The sequence below is a fragment of the Micromonospora sp. CPCC 206060 genome, assembly GCF_036906895.1.
Classification (GTDB): domain Bacteria; phylum Actinomycetota; class Actinomycetes; order Mycobacteriales; family Micromonosporaceae; genus Micromonospora.
The window spans coordinates 1-21953 of sequence record NZ_JBAKHU010000045.1; the positions used below are offsets into that span (position 1 = coordinate 1).

Genomic DNA, 21953 nt, shown 5'->3' on the forward strand with positions numbered 1-21953 from the left:
CACGGACGAACCACCTGAAACGACCACTACGCACAGTTGCAGACCGTTACTCGGAAACCTTCAATGTCAAGCCTGCACGCGAGGAGAACAACCGCCCGCTGTACCGGGAGCGCTGGTGGCAGTTTGGCGAATCCCGGCCAGGCATGCGGGCGGCGCTTGCGGGGCTGCCCCGGTACGTTGCGGCCGGGCGGGTCGGAAAGCGGCTGCTGTTGACCTGGTGCGAACCGTGGACCTGCCCGAGCGATCTGGTCTACGTCTTCGCCTTCGATGACGACTACTCGCTGGGCGTGCTGTCGTCGTTCACGCACAGCGCTTGGGCACGCTCGCAGTCATCAACCCTGGAGGACCGTCTCCGGTACACCCCGACGTCGGCGTTCCTGCCGTTCCCATGGCCGTACCCGGTCACCGACGAGCAGCGGGAACGGGTGGCCGAGGCGAGCCGCCTGGTCATCGCGCGGCGGCAGGAGATCTGCGCCGAGCAGCAGTTCGGGCTGACGAAGCTCTACAACCTGGTGGACGAGGGCGGCTACGCCGACCTCAAGAAGCTGCACCGCGAGTTGGACGAGGCGGTGGTCGGCTGTTACGGCTGGCCGAAGGCAATCGCCCAGGACGCGCCCGAGATCGCCCGCCGGCTGCTGACCCTCAACCAGGAGATCGCCGCCGGCCAGCGCCCCTACGACCCGTTCGACGCCCAGGACGGCAGGGCCGTCGCTCAGCAGCTCGGTCTGCCCGGCACCTGAGCGAATCGTGGTGGCGCCCGAACGACTGGACGCCACCACGAGATCAGCTCGGATCAGGCCCGGCGGTCGAACAAGCCGGCCCGGGTCGCTGCCACAAAATTCGCCCACGCCCCCGGGTCGTAGGTCAGTACTGGGCCCTGCCGGTCCTTGCTGTCCCGCACCCCGACCGCGTCGGCGAAGCCGGCCACCTCGACGCAGTCGCCGTCACCGCCGGACCGGGACGACTTGCGCCACACCCCGTCACGCACCATTGTTCATCTCCTTCGCTGTCGCCGCGATCAGCTCACGGGATTCATTGTGGTCGAAAGCCCGCTCGTCGAGCGACTGCCAAATCTGCTCATAGGTCTCGATCTCGTGAGACCGGTCGAGATAGACCGCGCCGCACGGGCCGTCCATGTAGATGGTGGTCGGCTCCGGCTCTCGGACATCGGTCGGGAAATCCAGCATGGTGAAGGTGCCCGCCGCCAGCCCGCGAAAGAGCGGAACAGCGGTGGGCAGCACCCGGATCCTGACGTTGGGCTGCTCCCCTAGCGTGACCAGGTGGTCGAGCTGCTCGACCATCGCCGCCCGGTTGCGCAACGGCCGGCGCAGCACCGCCTCGCCGAGAATCACATCGAGCTGCGGCGCCCGGGGCACCATCCGGACCAGCAGCCGCTGCCGTCGCAGCCGGACCTCGGCCCGATCCCGCCGCTCGACCGGGCTCATCGTCGGATGGTCGGTGGCGATCACCTCGGTCATGTAGGGCACGGTCTGGAGCAGACCCGGAATCAGGTTCACCTCGTACTTGCGGATCTTCGTGGCGGCGGATTCCAGGCCGACGTAGAGCTTGAACCAGTCCTTGACCGCCTCCCCGTAACTGTGCCACCAGCCGTGCGCCTTGGTCTCCCGGGCCAGAGAACGCATGGTCTCGATGGTTTCGCGTGATGCGCCGTAGACCCGGCACATGGCCTCCACGTCATTGGGGTGCATCGACACCTGGCCGGTCTCGTAACGCCAGATCCGGGGTGCCGACCACTCCAACTCCTTGGCCGCTGCGGTCACCGTGACATACGCATTTTCGCGAAGCTCTCTCAGATATCTGCCGAGTTGCCTACGCGGGACGGTGCTGCCTGCGTCGTCCACGTCATCTCCTTCACTGCCGTTGCGTAAGGCTCCTCATCCCTTGGTCCACATCCTCACGTAAAAGATTGCCGAACGCCAGAACCGAAACAAATATGTTCGACGACCCACCGGAAAAATGCGGTGGTCACGCCAGGGGCGGGGATCGTCTCCCCCGTCCTCATTCCCGGATCCCCGCCCCTGGCCCCGCAAAGACAATTACCGGGAGGCAGGCGTGCGCAATTACGGAAATCATCGAGCCGGTAAGGGCGTACCGCTGGGGCTGGTGCACCGGCGAGACTGGGCGCGCTGGGGGCGGTACTGCATCTGCGGGCTCCGGTGGCGGCGCTGCCCGGACCGGGGCTGGCAGGTACCCAGGGAGGAGCCGCAGCCCACGGCGCCCGGCTGGCGCCCGGCGGACCCCCGGTGGAACGCGCGGACCGCGACCTTCTGGGTCGGCCGCGCCGGGCTGGTCACCCGGGGCCAGGCTGAGCGCTGCACCCGGGCCCAGGCTGAGCGCTACACCCGCCGGAGCCGGCGGTGACCAGCGCGGCACCGCTGGTCACCATCGGGGAGGTGGTGACCGTCGCCGAAGCGGACTACTGCTACGGCCGGGGCACCCTACGGCTGCGGATCACCGAGGAACCGGTCGGCCACCCCGCGCTGGAGTGGATCGAGCTGACCGGCCTGGAGCAGTGGAGCTACGGCGGCCGGTGGCACGACGGGCGGCCCCGGACCGCGCTGGTGCGCATCGCCGCGCTGCGCGGCGATCCGCCACGCCGGGCCGAATGCGGTGAGGGCCGTGGCGCGTGACCGGCTGCTCGGGTGGTTGCGCCAGCATCAGCCGGTACGCCCGCTCTGGCTCTGCCGGGCGTGCGCCGCCGCCTGGCCCTGCCCGGCCGCCCGCCTCAGCCTGCGCATCGAGTACGCGGACAACCGGGTCGGGTTGGCGATGTACCTGTGCGGGCTGATGCACGACGCGATCACCGACCGGGCGCGGGTCCAACCGGCACCCTCCGACGATCCACAGGAGATCTTCACCCGGTTCATCGCCTGGACCCGTGGTGGCGCCAGCCGGGCTCCGGAGTGTCGTCCATGATGACGTTCTCCACGCCCCGAAAATGGAGTGATAAGCAGGTGACCGAAGCCTTGGACGCGATCGCTGCACTGATTCGCGCCAGCGAGCATCCCGACATCACGGCGGTGACGCGCTACGGCAACGACACCCGCGCTGGCGGGCAATCGCCACCCGGGGTGAAGGTCACGTACGGGTCCGGCTCAGCCACCTTGCTCTGGGCTGCCGAGGAACCACGGCCCGCACCTGCCCAGGTTCCGCTACCGGCGGACATGCCGCCGCCTACACAGCGAGCAACCCGAATGCTCGTTTTCACTGACCAGCTACTCGACTACGCGCGCCCGCCCATCTTCACGAGTTGGGAAGCGTGCGGCTACCCCGGCGTACACCTGTCGCCGTCCGCTCTGCGGATCAACTGCGCAGATGGTACGACCATCTACCTCCGGGTAACCGTGGCATCCGGTCCCAGCCGCGAACCGGAGGTGGACCCCCATCCCGATTACCGGTTTCCCGAAGGAGCCCGCGAATGGCCCCCAACAGTCAGTGTTCCGTCTGCGGCGCACGGGTAGGCGTAACACAACAGAGGGGGCCCGCTCGGGCCCCCTCTGTGCTTCGCAGGCCGGTCAGCCGACGGCCTCCATCACCTCGTCGGACACGTCGAAGTTGCCGTAGACGTTCTGCACGTCGTCGCAGTCCTCCAGCACGTCGATCAGCTTGAAGACCTTGCGCGCACCCTCCTCGTCGAGCGGCACGTTCACGCTCGGGATCAGGGAGGACTCGGCCGACTCGTACTCGATGCCGGCGTCCTGGAGAGCGGTGCGCACCGGGATCAGATCGCCCGGCTCGGAGACCACCTCGTACGCCTCACCGAGGTCGTTGACCTCCTCGGCACCGGCGTCGAGCACCGCCATCAGCACGTCGTCCTCGCTCAGTTCGCCCTTGGGCACGATGACGACGCCCTTGCGGGAGAACATGTACGACACCGAGCCGGCGTCGGCCAGCGAGCCGCCGTTACGGGTCAGCGCGGTGCGCACCTCGGTCGCGGCACGGTTACGGTTGTCGGTGAGGCACTCGATGAGCAGCGCGACACCGTTCGGGCCGTACCCCTCGTACATGATCGTCTGCCAGTCGGCGCCGCCGGCCTCCAGGCCGGAGCCGCGCTTGACCGCGCGGTCGATGTTGTCGTTCGGTACGGAGTTCTTCTTCGCCTTCTGGATGGCGTCGTAGAGGGTCGGGTTGCCGGCCGGGTCACCACCGCCGGTACGCGCCGCCACCTCGACGTTCTTGATCAGCTTGGCGAACATCTTGCCGCGCTTGGCGTCGATGACGGCCTTCTTGTGCTTGGTGGTCGCCCACTTGGAGTGGCCGGACATCTCGTACCTCCGTTAGCTAACCCACGCCTGCGTCGACTGCCCGCGCCAGACTCCACACCTCAACGCGCCGGACTCCACCACACCGCCGCGACCGGGCGGGTGGAGCCGGCCGGTCGGCTCCGCGGGGTAGGCCGTGGCGGGCGCTGGCCCTGCCGAACCGCGGCAATCCTACCGAGGTCGTACCGGCCGGTGTCACACCCGGCACCCGTGGTGGTGTCGATCGTGGCGCCGATCCGGACGAAGGCGCACGTTGATCGTGGTTAAGAAGGGACCCCTCCTCTACCGAAAGCGATAAGAAGGGGCCCTTCCTTACAGGCTCTTGACGAGGTCGACGAAGTACTGGTGCACCCGCAGGTCGCCGGTCAGCTCCGGGTGGAACGAGGTGGCCAGCAGGTTGCCCTGCCGGACCGCGACGATCCGCCCGGCCGCCGGGCCCTCGGTGACCTGGCCGAGCACCTCGACGCCGTCGCTGACCCGCTCGACCCAGGGCGCCCGGATGAAGACCGCGTGGAACGCCGGCCCCGGCACGCCGTTGATCCGTACCGGCGCCTCGAACGAGTCGACCTGACGACCGAAGGCGTTACGCCGGACGGTCATCTCGATCCCGTCGAAGCTCTGCTGGTCGGGGCGCCCGTCGAGCACCTCGGTGGCCAGCATGATCATGCCGGCGCACGAGCCGTACACCGGCATGCCACCGGTGATCCGCTTGCGGATCGGTTCGAGCAGGCCGAACGCCTCGGCCAGTTTGCTGATCGTGGTGGACTCACCGCCCGGGACGACCAGTGCGTCGACCCGGTCCAGTTCCTCGGGGCGGCGCACCGGGTGGGCGTCCGCGTCGCACTTCACCAGCGCGTGTACATGCTCCCGGACGTCGCCCTGAAGGGCGAGCACCCCGATCGTCGGCCGGTCGGCCATGGCGTACCCCCAGTCGACGGGTCGGTGGGCGGGTCCGGCCGTGCTCACCAGCCGCGCTCGGCGAGCCGGTGCGGCTGCGGGATCTCGTCGACGTTGATACCCACCATCGCCTCGCCCAGGCCCCGGGAGACCTTGGCCAGCACGTCCGGGTCGTCGTGGAAGGTGGTGGCCTTCACGATCGCGGCGGCCCGCTGGGCCGGGTTGCCGGACTTGAAGATGCCCGAGCCGACGAAGACGCCCTCCGCGCCGAGCTGCATCATCATCGCCGCGTCGGCCGGGGTGGCGATACCGCCCGCAGTGAACAGCACCACCGGCAGCTTGCCGTTCTCGGCGACCTCCTTGACCAGCTCGTACGGGGCCTGGAGCTCCTTGGCCGCCACGAACAGCTCGTCCGTCGGCAGCGAGCGGAGCCGGTTGATCTCCTGGCGGATCTTGCGCATGTGCATGGTGGCGTTGGAGACGTCACCGGTACCGGCCTCACCCTTGGAGCGGATCATGGCCGCCCCCTCGGTGATCCGGCGCAGCGCCTCACCGAGGTTGGTGGCACCGCAGACGAAGGGGACGGTGAACGCCCACTTGTCGATATGGTTGGCGTAGTCGGCCGGGGTGAGCACCTCGGACTCGTCGATGTAGTCGACACCAAGCGACTGGAGGATCTGCGCCTCGACGAAGTGGCCGATCCGGGCCTTTGCCATCACCGGGATGGAGACGGCGTTGATGATGCCGTCGATCATGTCGGGGTCGCTCATCCGGGAGACGCCACCCTGGGCGCGGATGTCGGCGGGTACCCGCTCAAGGGCCATCACGGCGACGGCGCCGGCGTCCTCGGCGATCTTCGCCTGCTCGGCGTTGACCACGTCCATGATCACGCCGCCCTTGAGCATCTCGGCCATGCCCCTCTTGACCCGGGCGGTGCCGAGTACGGGGGTGGCGCCAGCTGCCTGCGAGGTGGATTCGGACACGGTGATTCGCTCCTCAACGCGTTCGGGGTGGATACGGAAATGCTACGTCCGGCTCAACGCCGGTCCGACAGCCAATCAGACCCACGGTGGCCTGACCTGTGGCAGCCGTCACCCCACCAACGCCCGGCCACACCCCGCCATCACCCGTTGACCATGAAACCAATCGGGGGTTTTATCCGATTAATGCCCGACCAATTCATAATCAAACCGGAAGGGGTGATCGGGCGGCGGTAGGGCCGGGCAAAAAGCAAGGGAGCGAGGCCGGGGGCAGAAGCAAGGAAACAGGGCCGGGGGCGAAGCAAGGGAACAGGGCCGGGGCGTGCGGCAGGGCCGGGCGCGGCGGCGTCCCGGGGCTGGGGTGACGGGGAGGTCGGGGGGCGGGGAGGTCGGGGGGCGGGGAATCAGGCGACGGGGAGGTCGGGGCGGACCGGCAGGGTGGGGTCGTCCACGTCGAAGTAGCGGGGCCACTCGTGCCGGCGCCCCATCCGGAGCAGCCGCACCAGCGGTCGCCGCCGGGCGGACAACGCGTCCCGGACCAGGTCGGTGTGCACCTGCCGGGCCAGCGCCAGCCGGCGGCTCGCGGCGATCACCGCCTCGGCGGCCGGGTCGGCCGGGTCGAGCTGTGCCGCCCGCAACTGCCGGGTGAGGTCGTTCTCGGCCGCCTCACGCTCGTCCGGCACCGCGTCGAGGGCGATCCGGGCCGCCGCGTACAGCTCGACGCCGTACCGCTGGTCCTCGGCGAGCACCGCAGCGGCCGCCGCCCGGCGGACCAGGTGCGCGTCGAGAGCCCGGGCCGCCGAGGAGACCCGCGCCTGGAGCCGGTCGACCCGGTTGGCCGTCCAGACCAGGTACAAAGTGACCAGCGCGACGACCAGCGTCACGCCCACCACCCACCACATGCCCGGCATCGTAGTGTCGCTCCCATCCTGTCCCTGCCGCAGGCGTCCGGCGCCCGTGGTCCCGTACCGGCCGGAGCGCCCGGTTCCGCAGGTCAGCGGCCCGGTTCCGCAGGTCAGCGCAGCTCTGCCCACTCCTGGTCGATGACCCGCCCGTCGGTCGCCTCGATCGCCGCCGCGTACACCTCCAGCACCCGCCGGGCGACCACCGGCCAGTCGAACCCGGCCACCACCTCGTCACCGCAGGCGGACAGCTCGGCCCTCGCCGCCGGATCGTCGAGCAGTTCGGCGAGGGTCCGGCTGAGCGCCGTCGCGTCGCCGACCGGGAAGAGCCGGCCGGCCCTCCCGGAGTCGAGTACCCGCCGGAAGGCGTCCAGATCACTGGCGACCACGGTGGTACCCGCCGCCATCGCCTCGGTCAGGATCATGCCGAACGACTCGCCACCGGTGTTCGGTGCGACGTAGAGGTGCACACTGCGTAACATGCGCGCCTTGTCCGGTTCGGAGACCAGGCCGAGGAAGGTGACCCGGTCCCGCAGCTCGGGTGGGAACTGCCCGTACAGGTCGTCGGCCTCGCCCGGCCCGGCGACCAGCAGGCGCAGACCGGGACGGTGCGGGGCGAGCGTGACGAACGCGTCCCGCAGCAGCGGGAAGCCCTTGCGCGGTTCGGTGAACCGGCCCAGGAAGCCGAGGGTGCCCCCGCTGCCCGGCTCACACTCCCCCGGCCAGCCGTCCAGCGGGACGGCGTCGGCGAACTTCGCCACGGTCACCCCGTTGGGGATCTCCACCGCGCCGCCGTCGAGGTGTTCCACCTGCACCTTGCGGGCCAGGGCGCTGACCGCGATCCGGGCGGTGATGCGTTCCAGCACGATCTGGAGCAGGCCCTGGGCGGCGGCGAGCGCCCGGGACCGGGTCATCGCGGTGTGGAAGGTGGCCACCACCGGCCCCCGTGCGGAGAGCACCGCCAGCAGGGACAGGCTCAGGGTGAGCGGCTCGTGCACGTGCAGCACGTCGAACTCGCCCCGGTTGATCCAGCGGCGGACCCGGGCGGTGGAGACCGGGCCGAAGGCGATCCGGGCCACCGAGCCGTTGTAGGGCAGCGGGACCGCCCGACCGGCCGGTACGACGTACGGCGGCAGCGGGGCGTCCTCGTCGGCGGGGGCGAGCACGCTCACCTGGTGCCCGAGCCCGATGAGCGCCTCGGCGAGGTCGATGATGTGGTTCTGGACGCCGCCCGGGACGTCGAAGGAGTACGGGCACACGATGCCGATGCGCACGTCAGTGCTCTCCGTCCAGCCACATCCGCTGCAACATGTGCCAGTCTTGCGGATGACGGGCGATGCCCGCCGCCAGACCGTCGGCAATGCGCTGGGTTACCGTCCGGACCCGGTCGGCCAGCGGGGCGCTGTCCGGGTCGGGCAGCTCCAGCGGGCCGTCGAGGGACGCGCACGCCACGTCCGGTTCGTACCACATCGACGCCACGTAGAGCGGGGCTCCGGTACGCAGCGCCAGCAGGGCCGGCCCCGGGGGCATCCGGGTCCGGCCGCCGAAGAAGGAGACCTCGACGCCGCGCGCCGACAGGTCCCGGTCGGCCAGCAGCGGCACCACGTACCCCCGGCCGATCCGCTCGACGAGCACGTCGAAGGCGGGGCGGGGGCCACCGTGGGTGGGCAGGATCTCCATGCCCAGGCTCTCCCGGAAGGCCAGGAACCGGGCGAAGACCGCCTCGGGCTTCAGCCGCTCGGCGACGGTGACCAGGGGCCAGCCCTGGGCAGCGACCCAGGCTCCGGCAGCGTCCCAGTTGCCGGCGTGCGGCAGCGCCACCACCGCACCCTGGCCGGCGGCCACGTCGGCGGCGAGCATTTCCTCGCCGTGCAGCCGGAACCCGTCGCGGATCTGCTGCCGGCTGCGTGACGGCAGGCGGAACGCCTCCCGCCAGTAGCGGGCGTAGGAGCGCAGACCCTGCCGGACCAGCTCGTCGAGTTCGGCGTCGGGCAGGTCCGGACCGACCACCCGGCGCAGGTTGCCGGCGAGCCGGGCCACGGCCGGACCGCCCCGGCGGTGGGCGCGGTCAGCACCGGCCCGGAAGGCCGCGACGGCGACCGGCTCGGGCAGCGCCCGGACCAGCCGCCAGCCGGCCAGGATGCCGAGTGCCGCCAGATCCGGGCCGCCTCCTCGCCGGGCGGTCACCCCCGCACGCCCGCCCGGGCCTGCTCGGCCTGCCGGTACACGTGCCGCATCCGCTGCCCGACCGTGAAGATCGACACGGCGGCGAGCAGCCAGAGCGCGACCGGCAGGGCGGGGTCGAGGCCCAGTCCGGTGAGCAGCCCGCCGACCCCGACGATCAGCAGTCGTTCGGTGCGCTCGGCGATGCCCACGTTGCAGGTCATGCCGAGCCCCTCGGCGCGGGCCTTGACGTAGGAGACCAGCCCGCCGGCGGCCAGGCAGATCAGCGCGGCGGCGACACCGGCCCGGTCACCCTGGGTGGCCAGCCAGTAGGCGACCGCCCCGAAGACCGCGCTGTCGGCGATCCGGTCCATGCTCGAATCGAGGAACGCACCGAATTTCGTCGAGCCGCCACTCATCCGGGCCATGGTGCCGTCGAGCAGGTCGGTCAGGGCGAACACGGTGACGATGAGTGCTCCGGCCACCAGGTGGCCCCGGGCTCCGAAGCCGAGTGCACCGACGAGTACGCCGACGGTGCCGATCACGGTGACCGTGTTCGGCGTGACACCGGCCCGCAGCAGTGCGCGCGCGATCGGCTCGACGACGCGGGTCATCCCCGCCCGGACCGACACTTGGAAGATCTTCGCCATGGCGGTCCCACGATAACGGTCGGCTCCCGACCGGCGATACGCCCGGTGGCGCCTACTTCGTGCCGGGGGTTGTGTACGGTCCGCGACGGGTGTCTGATCGGTTTGGAACGTGAGCCAGGTCACTAACCCACGCGGCGGTCGCCGTCAACCACCGGCCGAGGGAGGTGCGCCCGATGGCGCAGAGGAATCAGGAGAAGGGTGTCACCGGCGCAGTGCCGGTGGTGACCGCACCCGACAGGGTCCGCAACGTGGTGCTGGTCGGGCATTCCGGGTCCGGGAAGACCACGCTGGTGGAGGCGTTGCTGGCCGCCACCGGGACGATCGGCCGGGCCGGCAGCGTGCCGGACGGCACCACGGTCTGCGACCACGATCCGGCTGCGATACGCCAGCAGCGTTCGGTGAGCCTCGCCTGCGCGCCGCTGGTGCACAACGGCATCAAGGTGAACCTGCTGGACACTCCCGGCTACGCCGACTTCGTGGGTGAACTGCGCGCCGGGCTGCGGGCGGCGGACGCGGCGCTCTTCGTGGTCTCCGCGGTGGACGGGATGGACGCGGCGACCGCGGCGCTGTGGGAGGAGTGCGCCGCGGTGGACATGCCCCGGGCGGTCGCGGTGTCCCGCCTGGACCACCAGCGGGCCGACTTCGACGAGGCGGTGGCGCTCTGCCAGCGGGTGTTCGGGGAGAACGTGGCTCCGCTCTACCTGCCGATGCTCGGGGACGACGGGGTGTCGGTGGCCGGGCTGCTCAGCCTGATCACCCGCCGGGTGTTCGACTACACCGCCGGGCTGCCGGCGGAGGTACGTGACCCCGACCCGGAGCACCTGCCGGCGATCGCCGAGTCCCGCAACGAACTGATCGAGGGGATCATCGCCGAGAGCGAGGACGAGACCCTGATGGACCGGTACCTCGAGGGCGAGGAGATCGAGACCGGGGTGATCGTCGACGACCTGGAGAAGGCGGTGGCCCGGGGCCACTTCTACCCGGTGGTGCCGGTCTGCGCGTACACCGGGGTCGGTCTGGACGTGCTGCTGGAGGTGCTCACCTCGGCCTTCCCGGCACCGCCGGAGCACGACCTGCCGGCGGTCACCGGGCTGGACGGCTCGCCGCGTCCGCCGCTGACCTGCGACCCGGCCGGGCCGCTGGTCGCCGAGGTGGTCCGGACCACCGTGGACCGGCACGTCGGCCGGGTGTCCCTGGTCCGGGTCTTCTCCGGCACGCTGCGGCCGGAGCTGACCGTGCACGTCTCCGGGCACGGGCTGGCCGAGCGCGGTCACCCCGACCACGACGCGGACGAGCGGGTCGGACACATCTACACCCCGCTCGGCGCGGGCCTGCGCGAGGTGCCGCACTGCGTCGCCGGGGACATCTGCGCGATCACCAAGTCCGGTAGCGCCGAGACCGGCGACACCATCTCGGCCAAGGACGATCCGCTGCTGATCGCCCCGTGGGAGATGCCCGAACCGCTGCTGCCGGTGGCGATCGTGGCGGCCAGCCGGGCCGACGAGGACGCCCTGGCGCGCAACCTGGCACGGCTGGTGGCGGGTGACCCGACGCTCCGGCTGGAACGCAACCCGGAGACCCACCAGCTCGTGCTCTGGTGCATGGGCGAGGCGCACGCCGACGTGGTGCTGGACCGGCTCCGGGCCGGCGGCGTGGAGCTGGAGACCGAGCCGGTCCGGGTGGCGCTGCGGGAGACCTTCGCGGCCGGGGCGCGCGGGCACGGCCGGCACGTGAAGCAGTCCGGCGGCCATGGCCAGTACGCGATCTGCGACATCGAGGTGGAGCCGCTGCCGCGCGGTGCCGGGTTCGAGTTCGTCGACCGGGTGGTCGGCGGCGCGGTGCCGCACAACTACATCCCGTCGGTGGATAAGGGCGTCCGCGCGCAGATGGAGCGCGGCATCGTGGCCGGGTACCCGGTGGTGGACCTCCGGGTGACCCTGGTCGACGGCAAGGCGCACAGCGTGGACTCCTCCGACGCGGCGTTCGCCACGGCCGGCGGCCTGGCGCTACGCGACGCCGCCGAGCGGGGGCAGGTGACCCTGCTGGAGCCGGTCGACGAGGTGACGGTCCGGGTGCCGGACTCGTTCGTCGGGGCGGTGATGAGCGACCTGTCCGGCCGGCGCGGCCGGGTACTGGGTACCGAGCCGGATCCGGCCGGTGCCGAGCGGACCCTGGTACGCGCCGAGGTACCGGCCACCGAACTGCTGCGGTACGCGGTCGAACTGCGCTCGATGACCTCCGGCACGGGTACGTTCCGGCGGTCGTTCGTCCGGCACGATCCGATGCCGGCGCATCTGGCCGAGCAGATCCGTAAGGAGCACCCGAACGGCGGGTGACGCCGATCAGACGGCGGTCCGGGCCGGGGCGGACGCCCGAGCGTGGCGTACGGAACGGTCGAGGTCCACATCAGAATGATGTTCCTACATCATCGCGTTGTGGACCTCTTCGGTTTACCGCGACCGGCAATAGGGCGGTGGAGGCGAGGCCCGCCGGACGGGCAAGCGATACCGGCCGGGCGTACCTGAGCCGACCGGCTGACCAGGGAACAGTTTCACCGCAACTGTCCGACCGCACCGAAAATCAGCGGCGAACCGACCGATGATCAGTTCGGAATTCCCCGCCGCAATTGCCTCGCGACAGCAGGATTCAACTCCGTGGTAGATCTGGACGGGCGAGACATTGATGAGCCCGCAGCTCTGGCTATAGTGCCAGGTCGGATCGACCGAACGAGTGGATGGGACTTCTCATGACGGATGACCAGCATCAATACCACGTCGTCGTGAACGACGAGGAACAGTACTCGATCTGGGCCAGCGACTCCGACCTGCCGGCCGGCTGGCACCCGGCAGGCTTCAGTGGCGACCGGGCCGCCTGCCTCGCCCACATCGAGGAGGCCTGGACCGACATGCGGCCCAGGAGCCTCCGCGAACGGATCGCCACCTCGGGCTGACCGGCACCACCCCGGCTGCGGGCGCACCCGGAGGCTCCCCGGCGCGCCCGCAGCCGGCCCGCACACTCCCGCCGGACCGGCGTATCGGGCCTCGGTATGCCTGTGCTCAGCAGCCCATTTCGCACCCGGCCGGGCACTGTGGACCAGAGGGTCAGGCAATCACATCAAGCTACCCGCTTTCGCGGCCATTCGGACAACAGCCTTCGGTATTTTCAGATGTCCCGATTGCGGCGAAGTATCGACATAGTTATATTTAGCCGAGCCGGGCCCCGGGCCCCGGGCCGGGCCGGGCCGGGCCGGGCCTGCTAGTGCTAGTGCTAGTGCGGCCAGGCGGCGGAGAGCAGGTCGCGGGTGTCGGCGAGCAGTTGCGGCAGCACCTTGGTCTGACCGATCACCGGCATGAAGTTGGCGTCGCCGCCCCAGCGGGGTACCACGTGCTGGTGCAGGTGGGCGGCGATGCCGGCACCGGCCACCCCACCCTGGTTCATCCCCAGGTTGAAGCCGTGGGCGTTGCTCACCTGACGGATCACCCGCATCGCGGCCTGCGTGGCGGCGCCCAGTTCGGCGGTTTCGGCCACGTCCAGGTCGGTGTAGTCGGCGACGTGCCGGTACGGACAGACCAGCAGGTGGCCTGGGTTGTACGGGTAGAGGTTGAGGACGACGAAGACGTGCTCGCCCCGGGCCACGATCAGGCTGTCGTCGGGGGCGAGTCCGGGGGCCCGGCAGAACGGGCAGCCACTCGGCTGCTCGTACCCCTCGGCGGGGCGGTCCTCGCCGGAGATGTAGGTCATCCGGTGCGGCGTCCAGAGCCGGTCCAGTCCGTCCGCCATGCTGCCGTTGGTGATGCCGCCGTCCGCGTGCCGCTCCGCCCCAGTCACACCGCCGATCCTACGGTTTCCGGCCTCCGGTGCCACTAGTCCCACCCAGCGACGCATCCGGCCGCGGTTGGTAAACAATCGGTAAACCTCAATGTCAAATATTGACGGATGTAACATCGATACTGGAAACTTCCTCCATCTCCCGATCATGACCCTGGAGGAAAACGTGTTCCGACGACTCGGTCGGCTACTCGCCGCCTGCGTACTGGCCGCCACCACCACCCTCGTCGGCCTGGTCGCGACGGGCGGTGCCGCCCACGCTGACGCCTGCTACACCTGGGGACGAACCCTCTCCTCCGGGATGAGCGGCGAGGACGTCCGCCAGCTCCAGATCCGCATCTCCGGCTACCCCGGATACGGCGCCCGGATCGCCATCGACGGCGCGTTCGGCCCGGCCACCCGGTCCGCGCTGATCCGCTTCCAGCAGGCGTACGGCCTCTCCGCCGACGGGATCGCCGGACCGCAGACCTTCAGCAAGCTCTACGCGTTGCAGGACGACGACTGCACCCCGGTCAACTTCACCTACGCCGAGTGGAACCGGTGCAACTCCGACTGGTCCGGCGGCGCGGTCTCGGCCAGCACCGCGAGATTCAACGCGCTGGTGTCGATGTGGAAGCTCCAGGCGATGCGGCACGCCCTCGGTGACGTGCCGCTCTACATCAGCAGCGGCTTCCGCAGCTACTCCTGCAACAGCGCGGTGGGCGGCGCATCGAACAGCCGGCACCTCTACGGCGACGGGGTGGACCTGGTCGGGTCGCCGTCCCTGTGCCGCCTGGCCCAGCAGGCCCGCAACCACGGCTTCAGCAACATCCTCGGCCCCGGCTACCCCGGCCACAACGACCACACCCACCTGGGCAACACCTCGAGCCAGTCCTGGTCCGCCCCGAGCTGCGGCATCTGACGTACCGCCCGAACCAGCAGCGCGTTAACAAGGGCCCCCTGCTATGCCAAAAGCGATAACAGGGGGCCCTTCCTTACACCTCAGGCGGCGGAGGGGCCGGCGTTGGTCCGGGAGCGGACCACCTCGACCACGTGCGCGACCGCCTCGGCCAGCGGTACGCCGTTGCGCTGCGAGCCGTCCCGGTAGCGGAACGAGACCGTACCGGCGGCCACGTCGTCGTCCCCGGCCAGCACCATGAAGGGGATCTTCTGCTGCTGGGCGGTCCGGATCTTCTTCTGCATCCGGTCGTCCCCGGCGTCCACCTCGGCCCGGATGCCCTGCTCGCGCAGGGTGGCGACGAACTCGGCGAGGTAGGGCGCGTGGTCCTCGCGGATCGGGATGCCCACCACCTGCACCGGCGCCAGCCAGGCCGGGAACGCCCCGGCGTAGTGCTCGGTGAGCACCCCGAAGAAACGCTCGATCGAGCCGAAGAGCGCCCGGTGGATCATGACCGGCTGCTGCCGGGTACCGTCGGCGGCCTGGTACTCCAGCCCGAACCGGGCCGGCTGGTTGAAGTCCACCTGGATGGTGGACATCTGCCAGGTCCGGCCGATGGCGTCCCGGGCCTGGACCGAGATCTTCGGGCCGTAGAAGGCCGCACCGCCCGGGTCCGGCACCAGATCCAGTCCGGACGCCTCGGCGGCGGTCCGCAGCGCCTCGGTGGCCTCGGCCCAGTCCTCGTCCGACCCGATGAACTTGGGCGAGTCGTCCCGGGTCGACAGCTCCAGGTAGAAGTCGTCGAGACCGTAGTCGCGCAGCAGGTCGAGCACGAAGGTGAGCAGCGTGGTCAGCTCACCGGGCATCTGCTCCCGCGTGCAGTAGATGTGTGAGTCATCCTGGGTCAGGCCCCGTACCCGGGTCAGCCCGTGCACCACGCCCGACTTCTCGTACCGGTAGACGGTGCCGAACTCGAAGAACCGCAGCGGCAGTTCCCGGTACGACCGCCCGCGCCCCTTGAAGATCAGGTTGTGCATCGGGCAGTTCATGGCCTTGAGGAAGTACTCGGCGCCTTCGAGCTGCATCGGCGGGAACATGGTGTCCGCGTAGTACGGCAGGTGGCCGGAGGTCTCGAAGAGCTTGGCCTTGGTGATGTGCGGGGTGTTGACGAACTCGTACCCGGCCTGCTCGTGCTTGATCCGGGAGTAGTTCTCCAGCTCCCGGCGGATGATCCCGCCCTTGGGGTGGAAGACCGCCAGCCCGGAGCCGATCTCGTCGGGGAAGCTGAACAGGTCGAGGTCCGCACCGAGCTTGCGGTGGTCGCGGCGGGCCGCCTCCTCCAGTAGCTTCAGGTACGCCTTGAGCGCGTCCCGGGTCGGCCAGGCGGTGCCGTACACCCGCTGGAGCTGGGGATTCTTCTCGGAGCCCCGCCAGTACGCGGCGGCCGACCGCATCAGCTTGAACGCGCCGATCAGGCGGGTGTGGGGCAGGTGCGGGCCCCGGCACAGGTCGGACCAGCAGACCTTGTCCTCACCGGCGGCGATGTTGTCGTAGATGGTCAACTCACCGCCGCCCACCTCCATCACCTCACCGGCGTCGAACCCCTCGCCCTTGACGTCGACCAGTTCCAGCTTGTACGGCTCGTCGGCCAGTTCGGCCTTCGCCTCGGCCAGGCTGTCGAAGCGCCGCCGCCGGAACCGCTGCCCGGACTTGATGATCTCCTGCATCCGCTTTTCGAGCTTGGCCAGGTCGTCCGGCTGGAAGGGCTTGTCGACGTCGAAGTCGTAGTAGAAGCCGTTGGTGATCGGCGGGCCGATGCCGAGCTTGGCCTCGGGGAAGACGTCCTGCACGGCCTGGGCGAGCACGTGCGCGGTGGAGTGCCGCAGCACGTTCAACCCGTCCGGGGAGTCCAGCGGGACCGGCTCGACGGCGGTCTCCACGTCCGGGGCCCAGTCCAGGTCGCGGAGCTGCCCCTCCGGGTCACGGACCACCACGACGGCCTTGGGGCCACTGGTCGGCAGACCGGCCGCCGCCACCGCGTCGGCCGCCGTCGTACCGGCCGCGACCACGACGGGCTCGGCCACGACAGGGTTACCGGGTGCTGACACGACTACTCCTCAAACCAGACGAAAAGGACAGGGCCCGATCTCGGGACCAGGAAATGCTATCGGTCACCGCGGTCGCGGCATCGGCGACGTCGCGGACTTCCGCCACGCCGTCCCGCCGGCATCACGGGATCCGGTAGATCCGGATGGTGTGACCGATGACCGTGATCGGCTCCCGCCCGGCGACCAGCGCGGCGTGCCCGTCCGGGGAGAGGGAGATCCGCATCTCGGAGACCGCGAGCAACCCGCGCACCTGTTCCGGCGGGACCTTCGTCGGGTCCGCCGCGTCGATGCCGTAGTAAGCCGGGCTGCCCCGGCCCTTGTAGAGCAGCCAGACCTGCTCGTCCGTCGGATGCCGCGCCAGGTACTCACCGAGCCGGCGGAGATCCTGCCCCCAGTCGACGTTCGAGTCGTTGAGGTACCGGTGGGTCTCCGCTGGCCCACCAAACGCCTCGTTCGAATACGGCAGATAGTAGGGAAAGGCCCGTACCGAACTGACCGCGACGAAGGCGGCCACCGCCCAGACGAGCACCGGCACCCACCGGCGACGGTACGCGAGCAGCCCGGCGGCGGCGACGCCGAGCAGCAACGGCAGCCAGATGACGTACCGGACCCCGAAACTCCGCGAGCCCGCCATCGCCACGCCGAGGAGCACCACCGCCGGCAGCAGCAGGTACGCCGCCGCCGACCGGAACCGCCGGACAGCCAGCAGGCAGCTCGCACCGGCGAGCCAGAGAGCCAGCATGCCCAACGGGGTCTTCACCAGCACAGCAGCCGGAAGGTAGTACCACGGGGTGCCGGGATGCAGCTCGCCGAAGAGATACGTCGGAAAGTCCTGCTGTTCGAAGGAGAGCTGCACGGCGAGACCGCTCCGGTACGCCTCCGGCAGCGGCAGCAGCCGCACCAGCAGACCGGTCAACCCGTCCGGATGGGGGATCTCCGCCGGGTGGGTGAACCGTAGCCGCGGGTCGACGATCAGGTAGGTGATCCAGACGACGATGGTGCCGAGCAGCCCGACCAGCCCGGCAGCGGCGAGACCGGCCAGGAACCTGGACCGGCGACCGGTCGGCCCGGGCGACGAGGACCCCCCGGAGCCGGACCGGCGGGCCTGCCACCCGGACCACCCGGCCAGCAGCAGGACCACCGGAAGCACCGGCAGGGCGGTCATCTTGGTGGCCATCGCGCAGCCGAAGGCCAGGCCGGCCAGCGGCAGCCACGGCCACCACCGGGCCCGGGCCCGCCAGAGCAGCCAGAGCGTGGTCAGCAGGAACCCGGCGAGCGGCACGTCGTTCGTCGCCAGCGAGCCGTGGGCGATCACGTCCGGGGAGAACGCGTACAGGGTGAGGGCCAGCAGCCCGCCCCACCGGGTGCCGAGGTCCCGGCCGAAGGCGTAGACCACCAGGCCGAAGAGCAGGGTGAGCAGGATCGTCGGCAGCCGGGCGAGGAAGAGTATCCGGTCGGCGTCGTTGGTTTCGCCGTAGAGCACCCGGTTACCGATGCGCCACTGCCCCTCGTCGTAGTCCGGGTCTAGGCGTACGTCGGCGGGGGCCAGCGCGGCGGCGACGAGCAGCTTCGCCAGCGGCGGATGTTCCGGGTTGAGCTGGATGCTGTGCCGGGTCAGGTACACCGCCGCCGTGCCGATGTAGACCGGTTCGTCGACCGTGGGGGACTGCTCCCGGGCTGCGGTGAGCATGGCCACCGCCAGCTGGCCCAGCAGGATGGCCGCCAGCACTGGCACCAGCCAACGGGAGCCCGCCGCACGACGGAGGGTGGTGGATGCGAACGCGGACACGGCGGAAGGGTACAAGGTCTCTGACTTCGGTGGATGCCGGCCAGGCGTAGCGCGACCGGCTTGCCACGGGCAGTACCGTTCTCCCGTGGCAACCGTGCTCCTGGTGGAAGACGACCACGTCGTACGCGGCGCGATGCTGCGGTCCCTGGCCGACCGTGGGCACGCCGTACACGCGGTCGGTACGGCGCTGGACGCGCTGCGCCGGGTCGCCGCGGAGACGCCCGACCTGGTGGTGCTCGACCTGGGGCTGCCCGACCTGGACGGGGCGGACGCGCTGCGGATGCTGCGGGGCATCACCGACGTGCCCATCATCATCGCCACCGCGCGGGACGACGAGCAGGCGATCGTGCGGCTGCTGCGGGCCGGGGCCGACGACTACATGGTCAAACCGTTCACCGGCGCCCACCTGGAGGCCCGGATCACCTCGGTGCTGCGGCGCGCCGGGCGGGCCAGCCGGACGGTGACCCCGGCCGTGCACACGGTGGGCGGGCTGCGGGTGGATGTCGGCGAGCGCAGCGCCCAGCTCGACGGGGTGCCCCTCGCACTGACCCGCAAGGAGTTCGACGTGCTGGCCTACCTGGCCGCCCGACCGGGCCGGGTAGTGTCCCGCCGGGAACTGTTGGAGGAGGTATGGCGGCAGCCATCGGTCGGCGAGGACCAGACAATCGACGTTCATCTGTACTGGCTGCGCCGCAAGCTGGGCGAGTCCGCGGCGAAGCCGCGCTACCTGCGCACCGTGCGGGGGGTGGGCTTCCGGCTGGTGGCCCCGGACTGAGGCGGGCCCTGGCCTACCTCGCCGCCGGCATGACCACCATCGTCGCGCTGACCTTCCTGATCCCGCTCGGCATCACCCTCGCCCAGGAGCACCGGGAGGAGGCGGTCGCCGACGCGGCCCGGCGCAGCGCGCTGGTCACCGGGGCGCTGGCGGTGGACACCGACCCGGCGGTGGTGGCCCGGGCGGTCGAGGCGACCGGCGGGGCCCCGGCGACCCGGCCGGTCGTCCACGGACTGGGTACCCCCACCACGGGCCGGGCGGCCGGCGCGGACCTGGCCCGGGCCGGCACCGACCGCCGCACGCTGGTCACCGAGGTACCTGGCGGGGTGTCCCGGCTGGAGCCGGTGGTGCTCGGCGACCGGGTGGCGGTGGTGGAGGTCTTCATCCCGGACGCGGTACTCACCCGGGGCAACGGCAGCACCTGGGCGCTGCTCGCCCTGGTGGCGCTCAGCCTGGTGGTGGCCACGGTGATCGTGGTGGACCGGCTCGCGGCCCGGGCGGTCGGCTCGGCCCGCACGCTGGTCCGGGCCGCGCTCGCGGTGGGCAACGGCGACCTCGGGGTCCGCATCGAGCCCACCGGCCCCCGGGAACTGGCCGAGGCCGGGTACGCCTTCAACCGGATGGCGGACCGGTTGGTCACCTTCCGCACCGACGAGCGGGAACTGGTCGCCGACCTGTCCCACCGGCTGCGCACCCCGCTCACCGTGCTGCGCCTGGACGCCGAGGCGCTGGAGTCCGACGACACCAGCGTGGGATCGTTCAGCGAGGCGGAACTGGACCGGCGGCGGACCATCCGCCGGATCCGGCAGGCCATCGTCACCCTGGAGGGCGAGGTCGACGTCCTGATCAAGACGGCCCGCAAGACGGTCGCCCAGGAGACCGGCCCGAGCACCTGCGACGCCAGCGAGGTGGTCCGGGACCGGATGGTGTTCTGGGCCGCCCTGGCCGGCGACCAGAACCGGCCCTACCACGTGCTCGGGGCGCAGCTACGGATCCCGGTGCCGGTACCCCGGGCCGAGCTGGCCGCCGCGCTCGACGCCGTGCTCGGCAACGTGTTCCGGTACACCCCGCAGGGCACCGCGTTCGAGGTGGCCGTCTCCCGGCGGGACGGGTACGTGGCGATCCGGGTCGACGACGCGGGGCCCGGCATCGTCGACCCGGACCGGGCGCTGCGCCGGGGCACCAGCGACCAGGGGTCGACCGGCCTCGGGTTGGACATCGCCAAGCGGGTGGCGTTGCAGGCCAACGGCTCGGTGAGCATCGACCGGGCCCGGCTGGGCGGGGCCAGCGTGGTGATGCTGCTGGCCGACCCGGAGGCCACCCCGCGTCAGGTCAGCCGGTTCGGGCTGGTCGGCCGGATGGCCCGGGAGCGGGACACCGTCTCCCGGCGCTGGTCCCGGCCGAGATCCTCCGGCGACTGAGCACCGCACGTGCCGGGCACCGCACGCAACGTGAGAGTTTCCTGGATCTCCGTAAGTCTGCCTTAGGTCTGCCTTAACCATTCCGCACCGCCGTCGGCCGCTGGCAGCATCCCCTGCGGAACCTGCCAGCTCCGCCGAAGGCCAGCACCTCGTGGTACTCCATCGGCCGGCGGAGCATGCGCGCGGCGGCGGTCGGTCCCCCACACCTCCCCCGCCGCGCGCACCAGGTACGCCGCCCGCGCCGGCTCAGCCGAACGAGCGGGTCTGGTAGTCGGTGATCTCGGCGCAGATCCGCTCGGCCTCCGCCCGGGGCAGGAACGACGACCGGGCCGCCTGCCGGGCCAGGTCGGCCAGCCCGTCGGCCCCACAGTCGAGCAGTCGGGCCGCCACCGCGTACTCGTCGTCGAGGGTGGTGCCGAACATCGGCGGGTCGTCGGAGTTGATGGTGACCACCACTCCGGCGTCGGCCAGCCGGCGCAGCGGGTGCGCCGCGAGGTCCGGTACCGCGCGGGTCCGCACGTTGGAGGTCGGGCAGACCTCCAGGGTGATCTGCCGCTCGGCCAGGTAGGTCAGCAGTTCGGGGTCGTCGACGGCGGAGATGCCGTGCCCGATCCGCTCCGCGCCCAGGTCGCGCAGCGCGTCCCAGATGGTCTCCGGGCCGGTGGTCTCCCCGGCGTGCGGCACCGACCGCAGACCGGCCGCCCGGGCCTGGTCGAAGTACGGCTTGAACTGCGGCCGGGGTACCCCGATCTCCGGACCGCCCAGCCCGAAGCTGATCAGACCGTCCGGGCGTTCCTCCAGAGCGATCCGCAGCGTCTCCTCGGCAGCCGGCAGACCGGCCTCGCCGGGGATGTCGAAGCACCAGCGCAGCGCGATGCCGAAGTCGGCCTCGGCCCGGCGGCGGGCGTCCTCGATCGCCTCGCAGAACGCCGGGGCCGGGATGCCCCGGCGCACGTGCGAGTACGGGGTGACGGTCAGCTCGGCGTACCGGACCTGCTGGCGGGCCAGTTCGCGGGCCACCTCGTGGGTGAGGATCCAGACGTCGGTCGGGTCCCGGATCAGGTCCACGACGCTGAGATAGACCTCGATAAAGTGGGCGAAGTCGGTGAAGGCGAAGTAGTCGCCGAGCTTTTCGGGATCCGCCGGTACCGGCGTCCGCCCCTCGTGCCGGGCGGCCAGCTCGGCCACGATGCGTGGCGAGGCCGAGCCGACGTGGTGCACGTGCAGCTCCACCTTGGGCAGACCGGCGATGAAGGTGGACAGGTCGGTCACGAAACACT

Annotated in this window: 22 protein-coding genes and 1 pseudogene; 10 read left to right on the top strand and 13 right to left on the bottom strand. The window is 70.8% G+C overall.

The window, feature by feature from the left end:
- Positions 1-740, top strand: a pseudogene (locus V6U90_RS23420) (hypothetical protein); the annotation flags it as partial.
- A gap of 53 nt (positions 741-793) precedes the next feature.
- On the opposite strand, the gene V6U90_RS23425 reads toward V6U90_RS23420, so the two are convergent.
- A complete protein-coding gene (locus V6U90_RS23425) occupies positions 794-976 on the bottom strand; it encodes a DUF397 domain-containing protein (RefSeq protein WP_334440712.1) in 183 nt (60 codons plus the stop codon).
- Between the two features lie 4 nt (positions 977-980).
- Positions 981-1862 carry a helix-turn-helix domain-containing protein gene (locus tag V6U90_RS23430; protein WP_334440514.1) on the bottom strand — a complete coding sequence of 294 codons (882 nt, stop codon included), beginning with the start codon at positions 1860-1862 and terminating at the stop codon, positions 981-983.
- A gap of 211 nt (positions 1863-2073) precedes the next feature.
- Between V6U90_RS23430 and V6U90_RS23435 the strand changes: the two genes are divergently transcribed.
- The 4 genes from V6U90_RS23435 to V6U90_RS23450 are packed head-to-tail and all read left to right on the top strand — an operon-like array spanning position 2074 to position 3482.
- The gene (locus V6U90_RS23435; protein ID WP_334440517.1) at positions 2074-2382 is read left to right on the top strand and encodes a hypothetical protein; all 309 of its coding nucleotides are present in this window, start codon (positions 2074-2076) and stop codon (positions 2380-2382) included.
- Complete coding sequence (locus V6U90_RS23440) at positions 2379-2651, top strand: hypothetical protein (RefSeq protein WP_334440520.1); 273 nt, start codon at positions 2379-2381, stop codon at positions 2649-2651. Before V6U90_RS23435 ends, V6U90_RS23440 begins: the two co-directional genes overlap by 4 nt.
- Complete coding sequence (locus tag V6U90_RS23445; RefSeq protein WP_334440523.1) at positions 2641-2937, top strand: hypothetical protein; 297 nt, start codon at positions 2641-2643, stop codon at positions 2935-2937. Before V6U90_RS23440 ends, V6U90_RS23445 begins: the two co-directional genes overlap by 11 nt.
- On the top strand, positions 2934-3482 hold the full coding sequence (locus V6U90_RS23450; RefSeq protein WP_334440525.1) for a hypothetical protein: 549 nt from the start codon (positions 2934-2936) through the stop codon (positions 3480-3482). The genes V6U90_RS23445 and V6U90_RS23450 overlap by 4 nt, the downstream gene beginning before the upstream one ends.
- A 54-nt stretch (positions 3483-3536) precedes the next feature.
- Here the strand turns inward: V6U90_RS23450 and V6U90_RS23455 are convergent, their stop codons facing one another.
- The 7 genes from V6U90_RS23455 to pgsA all read right to left on the bottom strand — a co-directional run bounded on the left by V6U90_RS23455 (position 3537) and on the right by pgsA (position 9875).
- A complete protein-coding gene (locus V6U90_RS23455; RefSeq protein ID WP_334440528.1) occupies positions 3537-4286 on the bottom strand; it encodes a YebC/PmpR family DNA-binding transcriptional regulator in 750 nt (249 codons plus the stop codon).
- Positions 4287-4595: 309 nt separating this feature from the next.
- On the bottom strand, positions 4596-5201 hold the full coding sequence (gene pdxT, locus V6U90_RS23460; protein WP_334440715.1) for a pyridoxal 5'-phosphate synthase glutaminase subunit PdxT: 606 nt from the start codon (positions 5199-5201) through the stop codon (positions 4596-4598).
- Positions 5202-5245: 44 nt separating this feature from the next.
- A complete protein-coding gene (gene pdxS / locus V6U90_RS23465) occupies positions 5246-6163 on the bottom strand; it encodes a pyridoxal 5'-phosphate synthase lyase subunit PdxS (protein WP_442933656.1) in 918 nt (305 codons plus the stop codon).
- 401 nt (positions 6164-6564) lie between these two features.
- The gene (locus V6U90_RS23470; protein ID WP_334440531.1) at positions 6565-7071 is read right to left on the bottom strand and encodes a hypothetical protein; all 507 of its coding nucleotides are present in this window, start codon (positions 7069-7071) and stop codon (positions 6565-6567) included.
- Between the two features lie 104 nt (positions 7072-7175).
- Positions 7176-8336 (bottom strand): glycosyltransferase family 4 protein, encoded by a 1161-nt coding sequence (locus V6U90_RS23475; protein ID WP_334440534.1) that lies wholly within the window; start codon positions 8334-8336, stop codon positions 7176-7178.
- 1 nt (position 8337) lies between these two features.
- Positions 8338-9219, bottom strand: coding sequence for a phosphatidylinositol mannoside acyltransferase (locus tag V6U90_RS23480; protein WP_334440720.1), 882 nt, complete (start codon positions 9217-9219; stop codon positions 8338-8340).
- A 26-nt stretch (positions 9220-9245) separates the two neighbouring features.
- Positions 9246-9875 (bottom strand): phosphatidylinositol phosphate synthase, encoded by a 630-nt coding sequence (gene pgsA / locus V6U90_RS23485; protein ID WP_334440537.1) that lies wholly within the window; start codon positions 9873-9875, stop codon positions 9246-9248.
- Positions 9876-10048: 173 nt separating this feature from the next.
- On the opposite strand from pgsA, the gene V6U90_RS23490 reads away from it, so the two are divergent.
- Entirely contained in the window at positions 10049-12211 is a 2163-nt protein-coding gene (locus V6U90_RS23490) for an elongation factor G-like protein EF-G2 (protein ID WP_334440539.1), read from the top strand.
- 410 nt (positions 12212-12621) lie between these two features.
- Entirely contained in the window at positions 12622-12825 is a 204-nt protein-coding gene (locus tag V6U90_RS23495) for an MbtH family protein (protein ID WP_442933657.1), read from the top strand.
- Between the two features lie 317 nt (positions 12826-13142).
- Here the strand turns inward: V6U90_RS23495 and V6U90_RS23500 are convergent, their stop codons facing one another.
- Positions 13143-13655: an HIT family protein gene (locus tag V6U90_RS23500; RefSeq protein ID WP_334440723.1), complete on the bottom strand. Its 513-nt coding sequence runs from the start codon at positions 13653-13655 to the stop codon at positions 13143-13145.
- 196 nt (positions 13656-13851) lie between these two features.
- On the opposite strand from V6U90_RS23500, the gene V6U90_RS23505 reads away from it, so the two are divergent.
- Positions 13852-14604, top strand: coding sequence for a D-Ala-D-Ala carboxypeptidase family metallohydrolase (locus tag V6U90_RS23505; protein ID WP_334440543.1), 753 nt, complete (start codon positions 13852-13854; stop codon positions 14602-14604).
- Positions 14605-14684: 80 nt separating this feature from the next.
- Here V6U90_RS23505 and thrS read toward each other — a convergent pair whose 3' ends face one another.
- Positions 14685-16688: a threonine--tRNA ligase gene (gene thrS / locus V6U90_RS23510; protein WP_334440545.1), complete on the bottom strand. Its 2004-nt coding sequence runs from the start codon at positions 16686-16688 to the stop codon at positions 14685-14687.
- A 121-nt stretch (positions 16689-16809) separates the two neighbouring features.
- The gene (locus V6U90_RS23515) at positions 16810-18477 is read right to left on the bottom strand and encodes an ArnT family glycosyltransferase (RefSeq protein WP_334440548.1); all 1668 of its coding nucleotides are present in this window, start codon (positions 18475-18477) and stop codon (positions 16810-16812) included.
- A gap of 85 nt (positions 18478-18562) precedes the next feature.
- Between V6U90_RS23515 and V6U90_RS23520 the strand changes: the two genes are divergently transcribed.
- Positions 18563-19252 carry a response regulator transcription factor gene (locus V6U90_RS23520; protein ID WP_208816184.1) on the top strand — a complete coding sequence of 230 codons (690 nt, stop codon included), beginning with the start codon at positions 18563-18565 and terminating at the stop codon, positions 19250-19252.
- Positions 19253-19281: 29 nt separating this feature from the next.
- Positions 19282-20673, top strand: coding sequence for a HAMP domain-containing sensor histidine kinase (locus tag V6U90_RS23525; RefSeq protein WP_334440552.1), 1392 nt, complete (start codon positions 19282-19284; stop codon positions 20671-20673).
- Positions 20674-20919: 246 nt separating this feature from the next.
- Here the strand turns inward: V6U90_RS23525 and V6U90_RS23530 are convergent, their stop codons facing one another.
- Positions 20920-21945 (bottom strand): adenosine deaminase, encoded by a 1026-nt coding sequence (locus V6U90_RS23530; protein WP_334440554.1) that lies wholly within the window; start codon positions 21943-21945, stop codon positions 20920-20922.
- Positions 21946-21953: the final 8 nt, after the last annotated feature.

What these genes read in the sequence shown, in the direction of transcription:
- V6U90_RS23450 (WP_334440525.1), top strand. Translation starts at nt 2,934, where the DNA reads ATGATGACGTTCTCCACGCCCCGAAAATGGAGTGATAAGCAGGTGACC.
- V6U90_RS23500 (WP_334440723.1), bottom strand. Translation starts at nt 13,655, where the DNA reads ATGGCGGACGGACTGGACCGGCTCTGGACGCCGCACCGGATGACCTAC.
- pgsA (WP_334440537.1), bottom strand. Translation starts at nt 9,875, where the DNA reads ATGGCGAAGATCTTCCAAGTGTCGGTCCGGGCGGGGATGACCCGCGTC.
- V6U90_RS23505 (WP_334440543.1), top strand. Translation starts at nt 13,852, where the DNA reads ATGACCCTGGAGGAAAACGTGTTCCGACGACTCGGTCGGCTACTCGCC.
- pdxT (WP_334440715.1), bottom strand. Translation starts at nt 5,201, where the DNA reads ATGGCCGACCGGCCGACGATCGGGGTGCTCGCCCTTCAGGGCGACGTC.
- V6U90_RS23490 (WP_334440539.1), top strand. Translation starts at nt 10,049, where the DNA reads ATGGCGCAGAGGAATCAGGAGAAGGGTGTCACCGGCGCAGTGCCGGTG.
- V6U90_RS23455 (WP_334440528.1), bottom strand. Translation starts at nt 4,286, where the DNA reads ATGTCCGGCCACTCCAAGTGGGCGACCACCAAGCACAAGAAGGCCGTC.
- V6U90_RS23495 (WP_442933657.1), top strand. Translation starts at nt 12,622, where the DNA reads ATGACGGATGACCAGCATCAATACCACGTCGTCGTGAACGACGAGGAA.
- V6U90_RS23470 (WP_334440531.1), bottom strand. Translation starts at nt 7,071, where the DNA reads ATGCCGGGCATGTGGTGGGTGGTGGGCGTGACGCTGGTCGTCGCGCTG.
- V6U90_RS23525 (WP_334440552.1), top strand. Translation starts at nt 19,282, where the DNA reads ATGACCACCATCGTCGCGCTGACCTTCCTGATCCCGCTCGGCATCACC.